The following is a 20,780-nucleotide window of genomic DNA, read 5'->3' on the forward strand; positions in this document are numbered from 1 at the left end:
TTTATTTTCAATTTTCCAAGTTTAACCTATTATTCAAAATCAAAAGCCTGAAAAATCTATATTTTCAGGCTTTAAATCTAATTCCAAATTTCGTTTGTTTCTGTCAGAATAATTGGTTTTCCTTCGGTCACTACGATTGTATGTTCGTGCTGCGCCATAAAACCGCCTCTGTTTCCTACCATTGTCCAGCCGTCCTGCAGGGTTTCGGCATAAGTAGAAGAGGTTGAAATAAAAGTTTCGATAGCCACAACAGAGTTTTTTTTGAATCTTGTAATATTAAATCGATCTCTGTAATTGGCAATTTCGTGCGGTTCTTCATGAAGACTTCTGCCTACTCCATGCCCCGTGAGGTTTTTAATTACTTTGTAACCTCGTTTTTTGGCTTCGGTTTCGATTAAAAATCCAATATCCTGAATACGAACGCCGCCTTTTATGTTGTAGATCGCTTTATGCAGAATTTCTTTTGATGCGTCGACCAGTTTTTGATGCTGATTTAGATCTTCGCCAATAACAAACGAACCGCCATTGTCTGACCAAAATCCGTCTAATTCTGCCGAAACATCAATATTAATCAAATCGCCTTCCTGAAGTATTCTTTTGTCTGACGGGATTCCGTGGCAAAATTCATTATCAACGCTAATACACGTCCAGCCTGGAAAACCATACGTTAAATACGGCGCCGATTTTGCTCCTAAATCATTCAAAATTTGTCCGCCGTAATCATCCAGTTCTTTTGTTGAAATGCCCGGTCTGGCAAATTTTCTCATTTCTTTTAAAGCAAAAGCTACTGCTTGGCTTGCTTTTTTCATTCCGGCTAATTCTGCTTCTGTAGTTATCGACATAATTTTATTCTTTTTATAATTTTCAGGTTCTGCTTACAAAACCTTCTCATTTACAATATTACGACCTATTTGCTCATTTCCGGAACTTTCTCGACTATAATTACAAGATTCGATCTAAAATCTTTGCCTCTTACATTTTTAAGACTAGCCAGATAACCGTCTTTTATATAAATTGTTTCATTAGGATCAGCCTCAATTCCCAGATCTTTTGCAACAATTTTTTCAAATCCTATTGCTGCAAATTTATCCCCCATTTTAAAATCATTGCCATACCCTGTCGGCATCATCAAAACAACCTGATCGGGATTTTTTCTGGTAGAAATAACCTGTTGGCTTTTATCATTAACCCAAACCCCTTCAGAATCATTAAAAACCCAGTTATTGCTGATTTTGTTAAGTTCGGTTCCCAAATCTGAATACGAAACCGTGCTTAATTTTAAAAGATCATCAGGTTCAATTTCTCTATTTGTTTTTCCTTTCATTTTATACATAGCCGTACCGTCTATCAATAAATCGATATTATGAGGATCGTTTTTAGAGTACACAATATTCAGTTTTTGTCCCAGATAAAAATCCTTAAACTCATAAGTCGAAACATCTTCGACTGCCGAAATAACTCTGCCGTCTTTTGTTGTAAATTCGACTGTAACAGAAGCATAATTTAATTTTCCTTCAACCGAAGAACCATTAATAACTGTTGCTACAGCATCTTCCTGAGTTTCTTTTAACATTCTGTCTGCTCCCGAAGACAAACAGCTCGAAATGATGAAATAAAAAATAAACCCCGGGAACAAATTCACAATAAGATACCCTTCAACAGGCAGTTTTGGTTTTCCGAATTTTTCGATATAAAGCTTTTTCCAGCTTCCATAATAAACAAAAACATGCAAAAGCGAAATACTTAAAAGTATTGTTCCTACCAGAGAAATCAAGAATATGTTTTGGCTGATTCCTAATCCTGGAAATATAAAAAAGAATACTATCGCAAAGGACAAAAACAAAATAGTCCAGATTATAAACCTGATAAGATTCTGCCTTGGATAAGTTTTTAATTTATATTCTAAAATTTGAGCCAGTGCCTCGCCTATCAAAGCATCAAATTGAGAAGGATCGATTTCTCTTCTTTTTAAAGAAGCCTCAATGTCATCCTGATCATTGCCGGCGTTTATAGAATCAACAATGTATTCTACGATTTCGTCTTTGTTCATAAACGATTCTGTTTTATGTTTTTAATATGCTTGAGCATTGGTAATGACTGCATTTTTGCCGTGACGAATATAAAGCAATCTGCGAATATTTATCAAATTGTGAATATCTATTTTAAAAATCGCAGCTATATTTTAACAGCAAAATTTATCTTTGGCATCCTTTAAAAAATATAGAAGATGAGCGCAACTTGGTACGAATGCAAAGTAAAATATAGAAAGACAGATGAAACCGGAGGTCAAAAGGTTGTAACTGAGCCTTATTTGGTAGATGCTATATCGTATACTGAAGCCGAAAAAAGAATTAATGAAGAAATGGCCGCGTATGTAAGTGAGGAATTTAAGATCACGAATATAAAAGTGGCGAATTTTGCCGAAATACATCCGTTTGAAAACACTGATCGCTGGTTTAGATCTAAAGTTTCTTTGATTGCCTACGATGAAGAAACCGGAAAGGAAAGAAAATCGAACATGTACATGCTTATTCAGGCAAACGATGTGAGAGAAGCTTACGACAATACGATTCATGTAATGAAAAATACAATGGGCGAATATTCGATCCCGGCAATTTCTGAATCGCCAATTATGGACGTTTTCCCATACTTTAGCGGTGAGGAAGAAGAAACCGAAATGCTGGAAAGATTCAACGCGCTTAAGGCATCAAAACCTGTAAAAGCAGAAGAAATCATTGACCACATGGAATTTGAAACCGCAGAGGAATAAAACGCAAAGCTTCAGAGAAATCTGGAGCTTTTTTATTTTAATTTCTAATCTGTTTCCTGAAATCAATTTAATACATAATCCCTTTGTGTTTAAATAATTTCAGCATCAAAATAAATATTATATTAGCTTTCATTTTTCAAACTGAAACAAAACTACTTACGCTAAAACCAAATTTTCTATGAACAAAAAAACGATTATTTTAATTGGGTTTATCATTTTAAAATTTGTTTTACAATACGCACTCGTAAGTCCTGAATATGATTTGCAGCGCGACGAATATCTGCATCTCGATCAGGCACATCATCTGGCCTGGGGCTATTTGTCTGTTCCGCCTGTAACTTCGTGGTTTTCGTATATTATTCTATTACTCGGCAATTCGGTTTTTTGGGTCAGGTTCTTTCCTGCCCTTTTTGGCGGTTTAACAATTTTGGTGGTATGGAAAACTATCGAAGCTTTAAAAGGAAATTTGTACGCCTTGGTTTTGGGCGCCTTTTGTGTTTTGTTTTCGGCTTTGCTGCGAATCAATATGCTGTTTCAGCCCAACTCGATTGACGTTTTGTGCTGGACGGCATTTTATTATATTGTAATTCAATATATTTTGACCCAAAAACCCAAATGGTTTTATATTGGCGCCGTTGTATTTGCTTTTGGTTTCCTGAACAAATACAATATTCTTTTTCTGTTAATAGGTCTTCTGCCAGCGCTTTTGGTTTCGGAACAAAGAAAAATTCTGACTGAGAAAAAACTCTATTTCGCGCTTGTTCTGGGAGTGCTTTTAATTCTTCCGAATTTAATCTGGCAGTACAACAATCATTTCCCAATTGTACACCACATGAAAGAACTGGCCGAAACGCAATTGGTAAACGTTGACCGATTTGATTTTTTAAAAGAACAACTATTATATTTCATTGGCAGTCTTTTGGTAATTCTTTCATCTTTCTATGCTTTGTTGTTTTACAAACCTTTTGAAAAGTTTAGATTCTTTTTTGCATCGCTGCTTTTTACGCTTATTGTGTTTATATATTTTAGAGCCAAAGCCTATTATGCAATAGGTTTATATCCGGTTTACATTGCTTTTGGATCGGTTTTTTTGGCTGATGTTTTAAATTCAGGATGGAAACGATATTTGAAACCTGTATTTATTGCACTTCCTTTATTGTTTTTTATTCCGATGCACCAGCTTGCATTCCCAAATAAAAGTCCGGAATATATTGTAAAAAACAAATTGGGCACTCATATCTGGGAAGACGGAAAAGAACACAATTTATCGCAGGATTTTGCTGATATGCTGGGATGGAAAGAACTCGCCCGAAAAACAGATTCTATTTATGTAAAATTTCCAAAATCTGAAAATACACTCGTTCTCTGCGACAATTACGGACAAGCCGGAGCGATTAATTATTATACTAAAAAAGGAATAAAAGCCGTTTCCTTCAATGCCGATTATGTAAACTGGTTTAATCTCGACATTAAATACACCAACCTCATCAGGGTTAAAACATTTGAAGAAAACAGTAATGAATTTAACGAAACGAGTCCGTTTTTTGAGGCTTCGTCTGTTTGTCCCGGCATAACAAATCCGTATGCGAGAGAATATAAAACGACTATTTTTATTTTTAAAGATGCCAAAATCGACATCAGAAAAAGACTGGAACAGGAAATCGCAGAAGAAAAAAATTACGATAAATGATTCACTTCGAAACACTCGATTATTTGAAAGACGGAAACCCGAAACAGATTCTGGCTTACAAAACCCTGACCGAAAATAAGGTTTTGGAAAACCTCTCTGAATTTAATCCTATTCTGGCAGGCACAATCCCGATAAATATTGATATTGAAAACAGCGATCTTGATATTATCTGTTACTGGAAAAACAAATGTGATTTTATCGAAAAAGTGACTTCTCTTTTTAAAGACAATCCCTATTTTAAAATTGAAGAAACAATTGTAAACGGAAAGGAATCTGTAATTGCAAATTTTAAACTAGATGCTTTTGAAATTGAAATCTTTGGGCAGAATATCCCAACGAAAGATCAAAACGCATACAAACACATGATTATAGAATACAAAATTCTGATGTCAAAAAACGACGATTTCCGACTGAAAATTATAAAACTCAAACAAAACGGTTACAAAACCGAGCCTGCTTTTGGCGAATTATTGGGCTTAAAAACAGACCCTTACACAGAATTACTTGATTTTAAAATCTGATTTCTCAAAACCCAAACAGTTAATCAATTACATGTCAAACAATTAGACTTGTAAAATAGTTTTTTAAAATAATTCACGAATTTCTTTGGATAACTGTATTTAGTGTGTATCTTTGCACCCGAAACATCGCGGGATAGAGCAGTAGGCAGCTCGTCGGGCTCATAACCCGAAGGTCACAGGTTCGAGTCCTGTTCCCGCTACTAAGTAAAGCTTCAGAGAAATCTGGAGCTTTTTTTAATTTATAAACTAAAGGAACTTCGTGTGTTTTGATCGATTTTCTTTACTTTCACGAACAAAGAATAGTTAATTATCTTACATTTTCTTGTTCGAAATATATGATAACCATAATTAAAAAGTACTATGCTTAGAAAAAACAAACCCCAAATTCTAATTCTTATTCTTTTAAATTTATTTTTTACCCTTAATTTATTTTCTCAAAAAAATCACTACGCCGGAATCGAAGTCGGACGCCGTGCCATTAAAATCTCTGTTATTCAGGTAAACAATATCAGAAAAGCAGAATATAAAATTGAATACTTCGCAACCGACAGAACTAATTTTGCCGAGCATATTGCCACAACCGGCGAAGTGCCTCAGGACGACATTAACAAAATTGGCACCATCGTTATTGATCAGTTAAAAAGAATCAGAGCCGAATATAAAATTCCGGAAGAAAATATCTTTATCGTTGCTGCTCCTGTTTTTGCATCTGCCCGCAACATCGACGCTCTAAAAAATAGAATTTCTACCCTAACCAGCAAAACTCTTGATGTGCTTAACGTTAACGAAGAGGCTAAAGTTTTGGTTAAAGGTGCTATTCCTCCAGTTGATTATTCAAGTGCCTTATTGCTTGACATTGGTGCGCAGACTACAAAAGGCGGTTATATCGATGAACCGGACGATAAATTAGAGTTTATTCCGCTGGAACTTGATTTTGGAACTATGACGCTTACAGATGCGGTTCAGAAAACGGTATTGAATCAAAGTCAGGCAAATGACATGCTGGTTTATCAGGAAAAAGCTTTTGATTTTACGCCGACTATCCGTAAAAAAATAAAAGAAATGCTGGATGCGAATCCGCTTTTGGCAAAAAAAGATAAGATTTATTTATCTGGTGGTGCTGTTTGGGCGTTTTCAACCTTGTATTATAACGAAAACGTTAAGGAGCATTATATTCCTTTGACTCTGGAAGATGCTGTTAATTACGATGCTATTTTAAAGAATAACTTTGGGAAGTTTACCAGTCTTGCAAAAACAAACAAAGAAGCAGCGAGAGTTTTAAGTACTTATGATCAAAAATATCTTATCTCGGCCAATACTATTTTAGTGGCTTTCCTTGAAAGTTTCCCTAATCTGGCAACAAAGAAAGTATTGTTTGTAAAAGAAGGTCAGGTAACATGGCTAATCTCATACATTGCAGACCGTTCTAAAAAAGTAAATACAAATTTTTAATACTTGTTTTTTTAATCCTATAAAGCTTCGGAGAAATCCGGAGCTTTTTTTTGGTCTTATTGTTTTGCAGCAAAGACACGAAGACACAAAGGTTTAAGTTCTGTTAGGAATTAAATATGGGCAGCAACGGATGAAATCCCGTTGATTGATAAATGCCCCGGATTTAGAAGTTATCTGCTTTAAATAAGTATCTGTATTGCAAACAATTTTTCTTTATATAAATATCTTGGTCTGCTTGAAAATTGATGTAATAATATTTATTACACTTAAAGTCAAATTTGGCAATTCCAATCAATTTCTCTTTTTTGTAAAATAGCATTATATCCTGATAACACGTTAAACATTTGTAATCAGGCATTTTTCTACCGGGATTTTCATCTGTAAAAAAGTCTGTTATTTTATCCGAAAACTCATTACTGATTTCGTTTTTCACAAATCCAAATTCTGAAAGTTTTTTATAATTATTCTTTTCGTTTTCATCAACAAAATCAGAATAATAAACATCATATCTTGCTCTTTGTTCCGGACTTTCATTTGGAGCCGGCGGCGTAGGCATCTTATAATAATCGCTGTGATAATATTCTACGTGGTCATAGAAAGCATTTTCTTTTTTGTTTTTTCCGCACCCAGCAAAAAATAAAACGACAAATGAACTTAAGACTAAAACTTTTTTAAATGTATTGTAATTCATTATTTAAGTTTATTTATACAGCTTAACAAATGGGTTTTCTGCTATTAAAGATTATCCTTCATCTTAAAAACACAGCCTTCGTTTGTAATTAATTTTTCGCCATCAAACCCTTCAATATTCTCTGCTGTGATATTTTGCGTTTTACAATTGTTATCTTTTATAAATATGCCTCTTTCCCATAATTCGCCGTTTTCATAAAAAACAATTGCGTCGATTTTCTTTTCTGAAAGTGAATGAAAAACAATCCAGCATCCTCCATCGAGTCCTCCTTTCCAGACCGCAGTTTTAGGAAGATTGGCAGGTCTTTTTCTTTCATTTGAATCACAACTGAAAAAAGTTATAATCAGAAGGAGTATAAATAATTTTTTCATAGTTTTTTACTACCAGTAAAACGTCTTATCGATTAAGAACTATCACTTTATAATTGCATAAATTTATCAAAATAGAAATACATTCTGCTTATATTACTCAAAATGACTACTTATCATTACCAACATTAATCTCAAAATACCCTTTACCCGATTCTTTCAAAGAAACATTCGTTTTAAAGCTTTTTTTGGTGATGTTTATTATAGAGTCCTGAAGGTTTTTAATATTGGTATCTGCAAAATTATGTCTGTGATACTGAAGGAGTATAAAACCTTTTTTAACCAAAAGACTATCCTGATATTTTTGCAAATATTCGGAATATTCATTTATGTATTCCTCGGTTTTTAATTGTTCGCAAGGACCTGACAGAGCAAAATTTAGAATACAATCTCCATGTTTAAATCGCATTTGAAAAGCACCGCAGTCTTCTGAAATATCCCTTTCTGTTAATATATAAGGATCCGGTCTGCCAATTTCTTCATCATTGTTTTTACATGACACAAAGAGAAAAAGAACCATCGTGAGTATTATATATTTCATGTTTTTAATTTTATTCTATTGATTTGAAAAAATAAGCAATTGAAGCTATTACTAGACATAAAATAACTGCCCAGCTGTTGAAGTTCTGCAATTTTGTATGGGGCTTAGAATAAATATCCGGATTCTCGTTTCCGTCTTTGGACTTTAAAGACCACTTATTAAACTTATAATACGCAAATGCTCCTGTTAAGAACAAAATGCTAAAAAGTAAATATCTATAATTCATAAATTATTACAACTAAAAAGACAGCTCTTCTTTTCTAATTAAATCAATTGAATTAAGATAGTAGATATCAAAATCAAATTCTTTAACAGATAACTTTAAACGATATTTTTTATAAAAATTTTCAGTACTGCTTTCTGGCTTTGAAACCTGATTCGCTAAATCAAAAGGTCTATCAAAAGTTTTCCCTTTAAAATCAAATAGTACTCCATCCACTTTTCTTGTATAATATCCTTTAATTATAACAGTATATACTTTAGTTTCTACGTTATTTTTATTCACAAAAGCATAAGACATAAATACTGTGCTAAATAAAATAAAGAAGGTATAAATTATAACAATTGAATTGAACACATTCAATTCAAGATCCCATTTCATTTTGTTTTTTACGCAAAAAAAGATCAAATAAAATATGACTGAAACTAAAATTGTAATCAGATAAAAATAATAAGAAGCGAATATAAATTGCAAATAAAGAAGGAAAAATAAAAAATTCACTCCTATAAGCAACCATAAAAAAACTTTATTTTCTAGGAGCATGATTGTTTGTCTTTATCATTTTTTTATTACACAATAATATAATTGCCATTAATGCAAACTTATGAATATACTATCTATTGATTCAAAACAGATAAAGATATAGGATAATCTCTTTTAAATTCTTCTCTTTTCTTATCATTCGCATCAAGACCAACTTCTAAATATTGATTTACAGTGATTAAATCATTTCTTGATAACTTTTTTAAAATAGCCGTGAATTCATTATCACTATATCTTTTTATTAGTTGATATAAAATATAACCATGGTCATATCCTCCTGCATCGTAGATATAATCAATTTTTAAGATCCTTATTGCTGCACTTCTATCTTTTTCATAAGCTAAATTTAAATTTGTGACATAAGAAGAGTAATTATCACCTAGGGCAATTTCTAATGTATTTGAAATCGGTATTCTAGATTCCTCTTTACATCCATAACACAACAAACAAATTAATATAATTACGATTTTTTTCATTTGATCATTTATTTACCGTTGCTCATTTTATAAATAAACAGACTATCCCCTTTTACAAAATAAAAAACATCATCTTTAACTTCTGAAAATTTTATAATTTCTTCAGAAATAACATTTTTGTTATCAACCTTATCGCAGCATAAACATTTTTTGGTAAACAAAAAATATTTATAAGCTATCGTATCATTCTTTATTTTGGTTTGAACAATATCAATAAGTTTTAAATCTTCTTCCTCAATATATCTATGCTGAGAAAATACTCCCCAAATTTAAGAAATTACATTGCGGGCACGGATTGCAAATCTCCACTATCATTGAAAAATATCCGAGTGATCGGAACTCTTCGGAGAGCTGGGGTAATCCTACTAGTCAACTTTACTATATAAATAAAGATTATCAAATTGGAAATTTGATCTAACCCATTTACCTTTTACCCAATCACTTACATAAAGGTGCTTTAATTTATTATCCACAATTATTAATTCATATAGTTTTCTTTCTGCCCTTTCAGTTGAACCTTCAGGCAATTCATTATCATTAAGACTACCCTTCTGGTCAATAAATAATGTGTCATTTCTAAAATAATAATCTCCGAAATAATCATCCTCCATTTCACAACTATGAAGAATAAATTTGTTATTAGCTTTAAACTCATATTTATTTACACAGTCGTCGCTTATGGCACATTCCCATCTTGTATTATTCAGATTTACACTATCTTGTCTTTTCAAGTTTTGATTTTTAATTTTATTTTTATCAACATTTGTGATCGCTTCTGATTTATTATTTATACATGAAAAGCACATGCTTAATAAAACAGATAAAAAAAATAATTTGTTCATAGATATTTGATTAAAGTATTATTCTTGGTTTCGCAACATACGTTTTATCTATATTAATGCTTCTATTTACTGTTGGTAATCCATCTGTTCCGTATAAATTATAAATTCTTATTGCTAATTCATTGTGATATTTTTTAGTGTTTCTATGACTAAATTTTGCGCTATACAGTCCTTCTGCTAAAGTACCAGATTTTGCAAGTAGATATCAAAATTAAATTCTTTAACAGATAACCTTAAACGATATTTTTCATAAAATTTTCAGTAGTGCTTACTTAATTTGAAACCTGATTGACTAAATCAAAAGTTTTTCCTTTAAATCAAATATTTCTCCATCCACTTTTTTTGTATACTATCCTTTAATAACAACAGTATATTCTTTAGTTTCTACGTTATTTTTATTCGCAAAAGCATCAGACATAAATACTATACTAAATAAAATAAAGAAAGCAATAAATTATAACAATCGAATTGAACACATTCAAATCAACATTCCATTTCATTTTCTTATTTAAGTAGAAAAAAATAAAATATAATATCAAAAAAACTAAAATTGTACTCAAATAAAAAGAGTATGATGCAAAGACAAATTGCAAATAAAGAAGGAAAAATTCACTCCTATAAATAAACATAAAACACTTTATTTTCTAACAGCATAATTATTTGTCTTTATCAATTTTTCATATCCCAACTTTTAAATTTATAAGCATTGCAATCTGCATTAGTTCTATTAAAGTACAACATAGTAAATTCTGAGCACAACTTCATTTAATTTAGATTGCTAAAAAGGTATTTTTAACAAATCATTTAGTATTCCTTTTTCTACTGTTGAAAAAGGAATACTAAAAGTATAATTTGACATGTCAAGATTCTATACTTGGCATCTTATCAATTTTTACAGATTAAATCTACAATTAGAGTGGTATGCTTTCTTACTATTGTCCTTGTGATTGTTGCTTTTGTTTTTGCTGTTTTTGCTGCTTTTCATACTGATCCTTTCTAATTTGTGTGTATGTCTGTGTTTTTGGATTGTAAGTTGTAACGTAGTCATCATCTTTAGCCTTTGACTTAAGTTCACGTTTCCCTTTATATTCATCAACAGCTTTTTGTACACTTTCAGCAGCTCTCCCACCTAAATCTTTACCGCCAAACACATCATTTAGTGCTTCAGCAAAATCTTTGACCTTTTTATATTTATTTCCGGTTTTTGCTCCTCCTGGTGCTGCTGTTAAAAAGGCATCTGCATCGATATTGTCACCATGCTTTTTACCAGTTGTTTTTTCGTTCTCATTCCCTCCATTTTTTGAAGTTGCGGTAGATCCAATATCATCGTTTCTCAATTTGGCTTTTGTCTCTCCTTTATATGTGTTAATTTCTTCAACCAAACCAGAAAGAGCATATATTGGAGCAGCAGCAACATCATGATTACTTGTCTCTGGGTTATAGGATTTATCCCATGCTTTATTCCATATCTTTAAGGCTGTTGCTGCCTGTTTAAGGGTAAAACCTGGCCATGGCCAATTACCATCTGGGTCAATAAAATTAACTGGATTATTGAATGAATAAACATATGCTGAAATGCTAAGATTATTTTCACTCATTTTATCAACACTCAACCATAAACTTGTTTTTGCATCATAATACCTCGCCCCATAATAAGAAAGATTTGTCTCCCTGTCCAACTCCTTTCCATTAAACAAATAAGGCGAAGAAAAACTAGAAGAATGCTCTTCAAATAAAACCTCACCGAAAGCAATATACTCCACATGTTGCGAAATAGAACCATTTTTAGTTGTAATATACGAAGTACTTCCCAAATGATCAGGATGAAAATAAAAAATATCATTTTCAGGCATTCCGGTTCCTGTAAAGCCTTCCCCAGGCTTCACTGTTGCAGGCTCTACTGGAGGCCCGAATTGTACAGGAGGTCCAGGAACATCGCCTGGTGCATTGAAAATTGGGTTTCTAGGCCAGCCTTCCGGCGGTTCCTGATTTTCTTCTACCGGTTTTAAAACTTCACTTGGATAAGGATCTCCTGTAAATTCCGGAGTGGCATAAATTCCCTGTTGCGTTGGTGGTCCGGGAGGCACTCCAAGACTTCTTACATAATTATTTAAAGCTTTCTGCTGTTCTGCTGTCAGTTTGCTGTAATTTACACCACCAGCGGTAATGCCTAATGGCTGTGCAAAAGTTCCATTACCCAGTTTACTTACTATACGTCCAGTGCCTTCAAAATAATGTTTTGTAAATTTCCCTTTACTTATTACAAAATAAGGGCTTACATAACCCGTATAATCATCTGTGTGTACAATAGTCGCAGCGGTTTGTCCGTTTATTGCCACATTCTGCGAATCTCCCGAACTTTTTAACACTCTTTCTCCATTCGCATCATAGGTAAATTGATGAATTCTTCCATTATCGTTTATTCCCATCAAGCGGTTTTCTTCGTCCCAGGTCATTTTTCTGAAGCTTTTATCTTCGGTATAACTGGTTGGATTTCCGTTTCCGTCATACGCATATTGCCTTGGTTCTGCTTTTCCGGTTTCTACAATTTTATTTGGTGCATTAGGATGCAGTTGGTTATCGTAATTGTAATCTAAAACATAACCTTTCTGCTCGTTATTTACGATATGTACCAAATCTTTTTTGGTAACATTGTGCATCTTGTTATAACTCATATTGAGCTCATAGCTGGCTTTGGTAAACTCTCCCTGATAACTTGCTTTTGCTGATTTTAACCTGTAAAAATCATCGTACTGATATTCGTGAGACGAAGTTCCTCCCAATGTATTGTTTACAACCGGAGCCGTATTTTTTATACTTAAAACATTCCCAATCAAATCATATCCATACGCATTGTTCATGACTTGTCTTGATCCGCTTTTAACCTGTAATTGCTGCAATCTTCTCATGACAGGATCATAGGTGTAATTCGTTTCGGCATCGTTACCGTATTTTAAATATTTACGCTGTTCAAACTCATCGTAACTCAGTTGTTTGATATAATCGTAGGTATGACTCTCTTTTTTACCCTGCATGCTTTGCAGGTTTCCGGCACGGTTATAAGTATATTCTACTACTTCGCCATCCGGATAAGTCATTTTCTGGATACGGTTCCAGGTGTCGTATTCGTACTGCGAAATGTAGGTCTGCACATCTGTAGGGGTAATACGCAGTGTTCTGATTTCTTTTTCGACTTCTCCTAATTTTCCATAGAAAAACTCCTGACCGCCGCTGGCGTCCTGTACAAACCATAATCGACCTCTTCTGGACGCTGTTCCGTCAGCTTTTCCGTAATTATACTGCACATTATTCTGCGGGTTTTTAGGATATTTTATACTTTCTAAACGGTTATAATTGTATCCATATTCTATCATTCCTCCATTTGGTACCGTGTTTTTAATATCCTGTGTGATACGTGAGATTAAGTTCCCTGCCAAATCGTACTGCATGGTAATTATTCCGGCATCAGGATGAACAAATTCAGTACGTTTTCCTAACCAATCATAACTGCTTTTGGCAGTATTAGCCATTGGATCAGTTACTTTTATAATTTCTTCTAACGCATTAGTCTCAAACTTAGTTAATAAATCATTGTGCATGCTTGCCAAACTTTGACCAGTTGCATCGGTGTAAGTCTGGCTTGTATTATTTAAGCCGTCTGCCTGTATAGTACTCAATACAGTAAGTCCCTCATAATTCTCTAATGCGAATGTTGTTATGTTATTGCTTCCATCCGGTAAAGTTACTTTTACAACACGTCCAACTTCATCATACTCAGTTTTAGTTGGCGTCACATTGGATACTGCCGTACTGAAATTATTATCAATTGTAGTAGTGCTAGTCGGATAATAACTCTCAGCTTCGCGTCCTAAACCATCGTAAATAATTTTACCAGAAATAATTTGTGCCTCCTGATCTGCACCTCCTGACTGAGTAAACAAACTGGCTGTCTTTTTTACCTGCAATACTCTCTCTAAACCGTCAGTGTATGTATATGTTTCATTGTCTTTGTCCTGTTCTTGATCATAATTTTTTGTTTTCGCGTAAGGTACTTTTGCTTCCGGGAAATACTCGTAAGCAATGGTATAAGGTTTACCAGAAGCAATTTCATAAGGTCCCTTTATAGTTGCTAGACGGCCTCTAGCATCCAGTGTATAAATAGTGTTTTGATCATTTCGGTCAGTTGTTTTCAGCGGCGCGGCAAAACGGTAATCGTATTCCGTTTTATTTTGATAACCAAATGCATCTTTTATCTCCGTTATATATTGATTGTTTTCTGTGTCAAACACATATTCCAAAGTCATACGCTGTCCTTTATGATTCACCGGGCCTGTAATTTTCTGCAGGTTTCCATAGGTATCATAAGCAATATCGGTAACTGCGATTTTATCTGCAGCAGCATAATTCCTTATCTGTGTAACTTCGGCCGTTGTCGTATTGATTGTTGTGGCTCTTTTACGGCGTAGTCCCTCGGTTGTGAACACTTCCAGTTGTTTTGCTATTCCGCCGTAATATGGCGTTGTGCTTTCGTAATAACTGATTTTAGCCGTTACTTTATCATCTGCAGTGCCGTTACCTAAATCTTCATACTGAATGATATTTCCATTGGCATCGTAGGTATTAAAAATATTAGTTTCCAGATAATCGCTTCCTCCTTCATATACTTTTTGATTCGTGTGGATCAATCCAACGAAAACACGCTTGCCATCATAAGCAGGTGAAGTTAAATCTGAAACCGGAACGCTGGCCTGTGTCGCCACATCGACAAGACTGTATTCATTTTCAGATTCCTGACGCATTTTTCCGTTTTTGTCTAACGTGTAACTGTGTTTCAAAAGATTTTTTCTAAAATAATCCTGATTGTAAAACTCCTGAACTGTGGTTGTAAAAACAGAATTATCGGCTGCATCAATCTGTTCCTGGATTACTTTACCAAAACCATAAAATTCTCTTTCACGGCGGTCCTGATAACCGTCTTCATATCTGAATTTGGCAATAGAATGATCAATACCATCACCCACATGTCCGTCAAAAACGTCAACTGATTGTAAAACCCATTTTACTGAAGGGTTTTCATAAGTTGGCTTGGTTAATTCGTAATCTACAACATAACTGTTTCCAGCTCCGTTTGAAACGCTTTTTAGTTTATTGGTTCTTTTGATATTGGAAAGCTGTGCTGTCAAATGGTTATTATCTTTAGAAACAATATAATCCAGATTTCCGTCACCATCAATATCCATATAAGTTCCTTCAGAACGGCTTGTACTCCAGCCTTTACTTCCTCCAACAGTTGGTGTAATACGCAATAACCAAACCGTAATATCAAAAGAGAAATTAGCATTCATTCCGTAACTTACTCCTTTGTTTAAATTCATTTCTGAATATTTTGGATAAATTATCGGGGTATCAAACGAATCTCCTAAATTAAATGCAACACGCATTGTATTGCCCTGATAACTTATTTTGTCTGCCAGACCATCACCATTAATATCCATAAACGACTCATCTACATCTGATTCTGATCTTGCATAATTGGCACCTCCAGAAATTGATCCCTGTTTAATGCTAAAACCTAAGCCAGCACTCCAGTCTTTTGAAAATCCTTTATTTAAACTTCCCAGATTCCAATTTCCTCCGGGCACAAATCCGTAACCCGTATTCAGCATTACATCCCCGGCGTCTGTAATTTTATCCGGCAGTCCGTCACCGTTGATATCACTATGAATCATTCGGGCACGGTCTGTTCCTTTTCCTTGAGATGCACTTACAGAAAGCTGGTCTTTTGCTTTTTCAGCTTCTTTTTCAGCAGCTGTTTTTGCTGATTCACGCTGTGCAGCTACTTTTCCAACTGTCATTCCTAAACCACTTTTCGCTGTACCATGGCTGTAGCTTCCTCCAAAGTTTGGTCCCTCAGAAGTGGTAGTTGCATGACTGAAATTATCGCCAATATTGATTACTTCATCAGAAACTTTTCCTACAGGAGCCGTAAGCTGTACATTACCGCCTCGGATATAATCCGGGAATCGGTCGCCATTGAAATCGCTCATTGTTTGTGTAACGTACGAATCTCCGTCAATCGATTTACTGTACCCCACATTTGCAAATCCGGCAGAAGCGCCTGCAGAAATACTTTTACTTTTATTTTCGCTGATCATATCCAGCGCCGAAGTACTGCCGCCCTGCAGGTTTGGAAGTGAGAAATCTGTATAATCTGCAATGTCATCTTCTCCTAATCTTGAAGTGGCAATAGTCTGTCCTTTTATATAAATTCCTTCTTCAAGACCTTCCCATGTTGTTTTGGTATAAGACGGATTCAATGACACAAAATAATTATCGGCCATTTCATATCCTTTTCCGTCATAGTTTTCAGGATCTGTATTATCCAGATCCGGCTCATTGTTATAAGCATCAGATTGTTTTAACTTCGTCTGATCGATCGTGTTTGAAGCCAGAGTTCCGTTAATAACAAAGCCTCCCCATTGGCGATGGTACAATCCAAGTGTTCTCTCGTCTGTTTTTAAAAGACTGTAAATTGCAAAATCGTCTGTCGCTTTTGTCCAGATAATATCGTCAGTAAGATCTGCTATGTCTTTTAAATCTGTAACCTGAACCTGAACATTAAGGGCATCCGCTTTTGGATAGTTTTTGATAATTGTAATAGACTGTTCATTAGAAACGGTCATTTCTAACTGAATTGGTTCCCCTAAAACAGCATCTGGATAATTAACCGCATTATCAAATGCATTATTTAGCAAGACTAATGCTCCTGCCGTAATCTGATAGCGGTTACGTGCCAATAAAACATTGTTTTGTTTAGCCGAAATAATTACCTCTCCATTATAGTTATTGATATTGCCTGGATACTGAAAAGGAGTCGCCAATACCAGATCCTGAGGCAGGATGCTTAATTTTACTTTTCCGCCTGTCGAAGCAGTTACTCCCGGCATATTATAGTTGCCTTCTCGTTTATTGTACAATAAATGAGATACTTCCATAGGAACTTCTTCTGCAGCTGCTCCGGGATATACCGGAACTCGTACAGTTGGCGCAAAAGAAATAGTCTGCCAATTGATATTGGTTGCCGTCTCTAAAGCCATGCTGATCTGCGTTTCGGCCTGAAATGCAGGTAAAGAAACAGAAGCCAGATCGAATGTCGTTACCTCATTTGCTAAAAATGTTTTTTCGAAAACCACCACAGAAGGACTGCTCTGATCTAAATAAGTTTTAGTAATAACCAAACGAATATGATCTGAAGTTACGGGCTTATTCAAAATTCCTTTCAGTACCACATTTCCGGCTGCCGGAACTGCTTTTCCTGCAAGTGAACTGCTGAAAAAATCGGTGCTTGCCTTGTAAGTCGCTAACGAGTACAAATTAGCATCTTTTAATGCAGAGGTAACTGTAAAATCGCTTTCTGTTATATTTCCGCCGGCACCTCTGTCAAAATGTTTAAACTGTGTATAAGTAATAGCAGGGTCCCAGATTACGGTATCAAAATTTCCGTCTTTTACAGAACTGACTCTGAAATACAATCTTTCTCCTTTTTCAACAGAAACTACCGTGTTTTGTTTGGTTTTAACAGCATAATCTTTGGCTCCAATCGCTTCGTTCCATAGTAACTGGTTTCCTTTCTGAAAATACAAATGAACCCCGTCTGCTTTATCATCGCCGGCATTGTTTACATATTCTGCACGGGCTTTTATTCTTTCCGGAGTTGTTTCTTCTACTAATTGATATTGATGTGAAATCGAAATAATTCCTTTAACCGGAGCTTCCCACATACGCACTACATCGTGCAGCGGATTTTGTTTTTCTATTTCCTCTGCCGAAATTGTCGTGTATCCCGGAATAGTAATATTACCTCCTCCAAAAACAGGCGACGGCGTTCCGGTACTGCTGTTTTTAAAAGTTGGTATTCCGTTTTCTAAACGATTGTAATATACTTGTCCGTTACGAACAAAATCGACTAATCCGTCTCCGTTAAAATCCATGAAATACGATTTGGTTTTACTGGTCGAACGCTGCTGATCGTAACCAATATTACCGTATTTCAAATTTAAATCGACACCCCAGTTAAACGAAGTCGATTTAGAAAAACCAACATCGCTGATATTAATTTCCTGCAATTCGCCAAAAGCCAATTTACCTGTACCTGCCAGATTTTTTCTGTAATAAACTCCGTTTTTATTTTTAAATACCTTATCCGGAAGTCCGTCACCATCTATATCCTCTAATACTGCAGCAGTATCAGATCGCCCCCAGCTGTTTCCTCCGTGTCCTCCAACAGTAAATCCTTTAAGGCTTCCTGCATTGGTTGCCAAACCAATACCCAGCCTATAACTCACTCCTTCTGTCGTTCCTTCAGTACTGCTTACCAGAGAATGTTTTCCTGAAAATAAAACATCGCTGAAAGACGGAATTGAAGAATTCGAAAGATTATCATCAGGTACGCTCCAAGCCTGCTCCGGTCCAAAAGGAACATATTTACCTGAAGCGTCACGAACATCATCAAAATAGCTTAAGGTATTGGTGTAAAACAGGTTTGATTCTGAATCGTATTCTGAAATGGATTCCAATAAAGTCTTTTTGAACGCACCTTCTTTATATTTCAGTTCGTAACTGCGGATCATGTCGTTTTTGTAACGCACTTCGATTTTGCGCAGCAGCTGGTTGTTTAGCTGTTTGAATCCTAATCGGGCTGAAACCTGAACGTCGGGACGGTTTGACTCGCCCAGATCGGCATTTTTTATAAACGTTACGCTGTAGTTTCCTTTCTGGGTTCCAAATCCGGTGTAGTATACTTTTTTAAGGTACAGCTCGCCGTCTCGTTTATCGTATTCGTATTCTACGGTATTTCCTTTTAAATCGACCTGAAGACAAAGCGCCCAGTGTGCAATATTTCCGTTTGCGTCCTGAAGGATGCCGCTTGTCTGGAGTCCGCCTGCTGTTCCTCCGTAATAACTCGCCACACCGCTTTTGTCTTTTACCACCCAATAGTAGTTTTTAGGAGATGATCCTTTACGGATAATCTGCTGAAAAGCGCCTTCGCGTCTTGGGTAAAACTGCTTATCTGTGGTTCTGCCGATCCATTCTGCTCTGTGCGAGTTCGGGATCAGGGCTTCTCCGGCAATCGAATAACTTTCGGTTTCGTTTGAAGTATCGTATCGCGGTGCTCCCCAGCGGGTTTCGATATTTACCGAAGGGGCAGAAACATCCCAGCCCATTCCGGCCCAGCTGTGTCCGCCGTCACTGTCGTACTGAAGGTTTAACGACGGCTGCATACCTCCTCTTCCGTTCGGGATCACAATTGCAAAACTGGTGCTTGCTGTTCCTCTTCCGTTTGCTGATGGCGGGGCAATAGATTGTATGCCTACCAGTGGACTTGCCGCTTTAAGGTCTTTAATGCTTGTCGGGGTATATCCTGATGTTTCAGGAGATTCCGGCATTTTGATAATTCCGGCTATAAAATCGGTAAAATGGGTGGTTTTAGCCTTAATTACCCCTTGTTTTATATCTAATGAGTCTTTGGTTACTTCCTGCCACAAACGTTTGTTTTCGTCAAAGTAAAATACGTTGATGTCTTTTTCTGTATAACCTTCGGGAATTGCTTTTTTATTGTACGGAAGCGACAGGGTTACGGCATTTTCAAAAGTAGTTCCGTGAGGCAGTAATCTGAATCCGGCATTTACATTGGTTACATTGACCATAGCCGAATTTAAAGGCGCGATGTCAATTTTTCGAAGTCCGCTTACTGAAACTGTTACATTGTTTTTTAAAGCTCCTATTGGGAATACAGCTGAAAATTCTTTGTAGGCTAATGTATTTGCGGTTTCAAAGTTTATATTTTTAAAGATACGTTCTTTTGCATTTTCTAAAGGCCTGTAATTTTCGGCTTTAGAAAACTGGCTTAATTCTATTTTATCGCTTACCAGTACGCCTGCAGCTGTTTCTTTGATAATCGAAATGGATTTTCCTGCATTTTCGGCATCCAAAACCAATTCAAATTCAGGCTGATTTACATCGATGCTGATTCCGGCAATGGTAAGTTTTTTGATTTGGGAAGGAAAGTTGGTTCCTTTTATATATAATTTATCTTCTGCTTTTAAGAGTGTAAGGTGGTCCTGTTTTGCTGTGGTTCTATAAACAATGCGGACATTTTTTACTTTATAGGCATTTGAAATTCCTTCGGGTGCTGTAAATAATAATACGTTGTCTCCTTCTCGCAGTGATTTCTCAGAAAGTAATTCTGATTGTCTGGTCCAAGCTTTATTCTCCGATACAAATTGTCCTCCAATACTGGGCTGATTGTTCAAACTTCTTGAAACCGATGCTGCCTGATCGTAACCAAACAATTCGTATTCCAGATAGGCGTTTTCACCAGTCTGCGGCAGTTCATCAACTTTAAGATGAAAAACGTTATCATAGGCATCATCTACTTCATCTGCATGGCTTGTACCAATGATTCCTTCTTTGATATCGGCAGTAAATAGTTTTGCGGTTTTTTCTTCATTTTTAAAAACGGCTGCCGAATCGGATTCTATAACAGCTTGCTTTTCTTCTGAATCATTTTCAGAAAAAAAAGAAGGGATTTTGTACTCGCCAAAATTAGCAGCGAATAGAAAGGTGCCTATTAAAAACAGCAGGAATATAATTTTATTTTTCATAA

13 protein-coding genes and 1 tRNA gene are annotated in these 20,780 nt (G+C 35.4%); 5 read left to right on the plus strand and 9 right to left on the minus strand.

The window, feature by feature from the left end; all coding sequences use genetic code 11:
- Positions 1 to 77: 77 nt before the first annotated feature.
- Together map and OZP11_RS10100 are read right to left on the minus strand one after the other, a co-directional pair.
- Positions 78 to 842 carry a type I methionyl aminopeptidase gene (gene map, locus OZP11_RS10095; protein WP_281235077.1) on the minus strand — a complete coding sequence of 255 codons (765 nt, stop codon included), beginning with the start codon at positions 840 to 842 and terminating at the stop codon, positions 78 to 80.
- A 65-nt stretch (positions 843 to 907) separates the two neighbouring features.
- A complete protein-coding gene (locus tag OZP11_RS10100; protein ID WP_281235078.1) occupies positions 908 to 2,050 on the minus strand; it encodes a hypothetical protein in 1,143 nt (380 codons plus the stop codon).
- A gap of 177 nt (positions 2,051 to 2,227) precedes the next feature.
- On the opposite strand from OZP11_RS10100, the gene OZP11_RS10105 reads away from it, so the two are divergent.
- The 5 genes from OZP11_RS10105 (at position 2,228) to OZP11_RS10125 (ending at position 6,433) form a co-directional block, all read left to right on the plus strand.
- Positions 2,228 to 2,770, plus strand: coding sequence for a DUF4494 domain-containing protein (locus OZP11_RS10105; protein ID WP_281235079.1), 543 nt, complete (start codon positions 2,228 to 2,230; stop codon positions 2,768 to 2,770).
- 178 nt (positions 2,771 to 2,948) lie between these two features.
- Positions 2,949 to 4,460 carry a glycosyltransferase family 39 protein gene (locus OZP11_RS10110; protein WP_281235080.1) on the plus strand — a complete coding sequence of 504 codons (1,512 nt, stop codon included), beginning with the start codon at positions 2,949 to 2,951 and terminating at the stop codon, positions 4,458 to 4,460.
- Complete coding sequence (locus tag OZP11_RS10115; RefSeq protein WP_281235081.1) at positions 4,457 to 4,981, plus strand: DUF4269 domain-containing protein; 525 nt, start codon at positions 4,457 to 4,459, stop codon at positions 4,979 to 4,981. Before OZP11_RS10110 ends, OZP11_RS10115 begins: the two co-directional genes overlap by 4 nt.
- Before the next feature lie 127 nt (positions 4,982 to 5,108).
- A tRNA-Met gene (locus OZP11_RS10120) sits at positions 5,109 to 5,181 on the plus strand.
- 160 nt (positions 5,182 to 5,341) lie between these two features.
- Positions 5,342 to 6,433: a Ppx/GppA phosphatase family protein gene (locus OZP11_RS10125; protein WP_281235082.1), complete on the plus strand. Its 1,092-nt coding sequence runs from the start codon at positions 5,342 to 5,344 to the stop codon at positions 6,431 to 6,433.
- 163 nt (positions 6,434 to 6,596) lie between these two features.
- Here the strand turns inward: OZP11_RS10125 and OZP11_RS10130 are convergent, their stop codons facing one another.
- The 7 genes from OZP11_RS10130 to OZP11_RS10160 all read right to left on the minus strand — a co-directional run bounded on the left by OZP11_RS10130 (position 6,597) and on the right by OZP11_RS10160 (position 20,778).
- On the minus strand, positions 6,597 to 7,124 hold the full coding sequence (locus tag OZP11_RS10130; RefSeq protein ID WP_281235083.1) for a hypothetical protein: 528 nt from the start codon (positions 7,122 to 7,124) through the stop codon (positions 6,597 to 6,599).
- Between the two features lie 44 nt (positions 7,125 to 7,168).
- Positions 7,169 to 7,495 (minus strand): hypothetical protein, encoded by a 327-nt coding sequence (locus OZP11_RS10135; RefSeq protein WP_281235084.1) that lies wholly within the window; start codon positions 7,493 to 7,495, stop codon positions 7,169 to 7,171.
- Between the two features lie 106 nt (positions 7,496 to 7,601).
- Positions 7,602 to 8,033: a hypothetical protein gene (locus OZP11_RS10140; RefSeq protein WP_281235085.1), complete on the minus strand. Its 432-nt coding sequence runs from the start codon at positions 8,031 to 8,033 to the stop codon at positions 7,602 to 7,604.
- Between the two features lie 238 nt (positions 8,034 to 8,271).
- Positions 8,272 to 8,634, minus strand: a complete 363-nt coding sequence (locus OZP11_RS10145; RefSeq protein ID WP_281235086.1) for a hypothetical protein — start codon at positions 8,632 to 8,634, stop codon at positions 8,272 to 8,274.
- A 236-nt stretch (positions 8,635 to 8,870) separates the two neighbouring features.
- A complete protein-coding gene (locus tag OZP11_RS10150) occupies positions 8,871 to 9,272 on the minus strand; it encodes a hypothetical protein (RefSeq protein ID WP_281235087.1) in 402 nt (133 codons plus the stop codon).
- Positions 9,273 to 9,637: 365 nt separating this feature from the next.
- Positions 9,638 to 10,114, minus strand: coding sequence for a hypothetical protein (locus OZP11_RS10155; RefSeq protein WP_281235088.1), 477 nt, complete (start codon positions 10,112 to 10,114; stop codon positions 9,638 to 9,640).
- 932 nt (positions 10,115 to 11,046) lie between these two features.
- Complete coding sequence (locus OZP11_RS10160) at positions 11,047 to 20,778, minus strand: SpvB/TcaC N-terminal domain-containing protein (RefSeq protein ID WP_281235089.1); 9,732 nt, start codon at positions 20,776 to 20,778, stop codon at positions 11,047 to 11,049.
- Between the last annotated feature and the right edge of the window lie 2 nt (positions 20,779 to 20,780).

This window comes from Flavobacterium gelatinilyticum (assembly GCF_027111295.1).
In the GTDB taxonomy this organism is placed as follows: domain Bacteria; phylum Bacteroidota; class Bacteroidia; order Flavobacteriales; family Flavobacteriaceae; genus Flavobacterium; species Flavobacterium gelatinilyticum.

Bases quoted from the DNA above. Each gene is read 5' to 3' on its own strand.
- OZP11_RS10155 (WP_281235088.1), bottom strand. From the start codon at position 10,114: ATGAACAAATTATTTTTTTTATCTGTTTTATTAAGCATGTGCTTTTCA.
- OZP11_RS10135 (WP_281235084.1), bottom strand. From the start codon at position 7,495: ATGAAAAAATTATTTATACTCCTTCTGATTATAACTTTTTTCAGTTGT.
- OZP11_RS10160 (WP_281235089.1), bottom strand. From the start codon at position 20,778: ATGAAAAATAAAATTATATTCCTGCTGTTTTTAATAGGCACCTTTCTA.
- OZP11_RS10125 (WP_281235082.1), top strand. From the start codon at position 5,342: ATGCTTAGAAAAAACAAACCCCAAATTCTAATTCTTATTCTTTTAAAT.
- OZP11_RS10105 (WP_281235079.1), top strand. From the start codon at position 2,228: ATGAGCGCAACTTGGTACGAATGCAAAGTAAAATATAGAAAGACAGAT.
- OZP11_RS10130 (WP_281235083.1), bottom strand. From the start codon at position 7,124: ATGAATTACAATACATTTAAAAAAGTTTTAGTCTTAAGTTCATTTGTC.
- map (WP_281235077.1), bottom strand. From the start codon at position 842: ATGTCGATAACTACAGAAGCAGAATTAGCCGGAATGAAAAAAGCAAGC.
- OZP11_RS10145 (WP_281235086.1), bottom strand. From the start codon at position 8,634: ATGAAATGGGATCTTGAATTGAATGTGTTCAATTCAATTGTTATAATT.
- OZP11_RS10110 (WP_281235080.1), top strand. From the start codon at position 2,949: ATGAACAAAAAAACGATTATTTTAATTGGGTTTATCATTTTAAAATTT.
- OZP11_RS10150 (WP_281235087.1), bottom strand. From the start codon at position 9,272: ATGAAAAAAATCGTAATTATATTAATTTGTTTGTTGTGTTATGGATGT.
- OZP11_RS10115 (WP_281235081.1), top strand. From the start codon at position 4,457: ATGATTCACTTCGAAACACTCGATTATTTGAAAGACGGAAACCCGAAA.
- OZP11_RS10140 (WP_281235085.1), bottom strand. From the start codon at position 8,033: ATGAAATATATAATACTCACGATGGTTCTTTTTCTCTTTGTGTCATGT.
- OZP11_RS10100 (WP_281235078.1), bottom strand. From the start codon at position 2,050: ATGAACAAAGACGAAATCGTAGAATACATTGTTGATTCTATAAACGCC.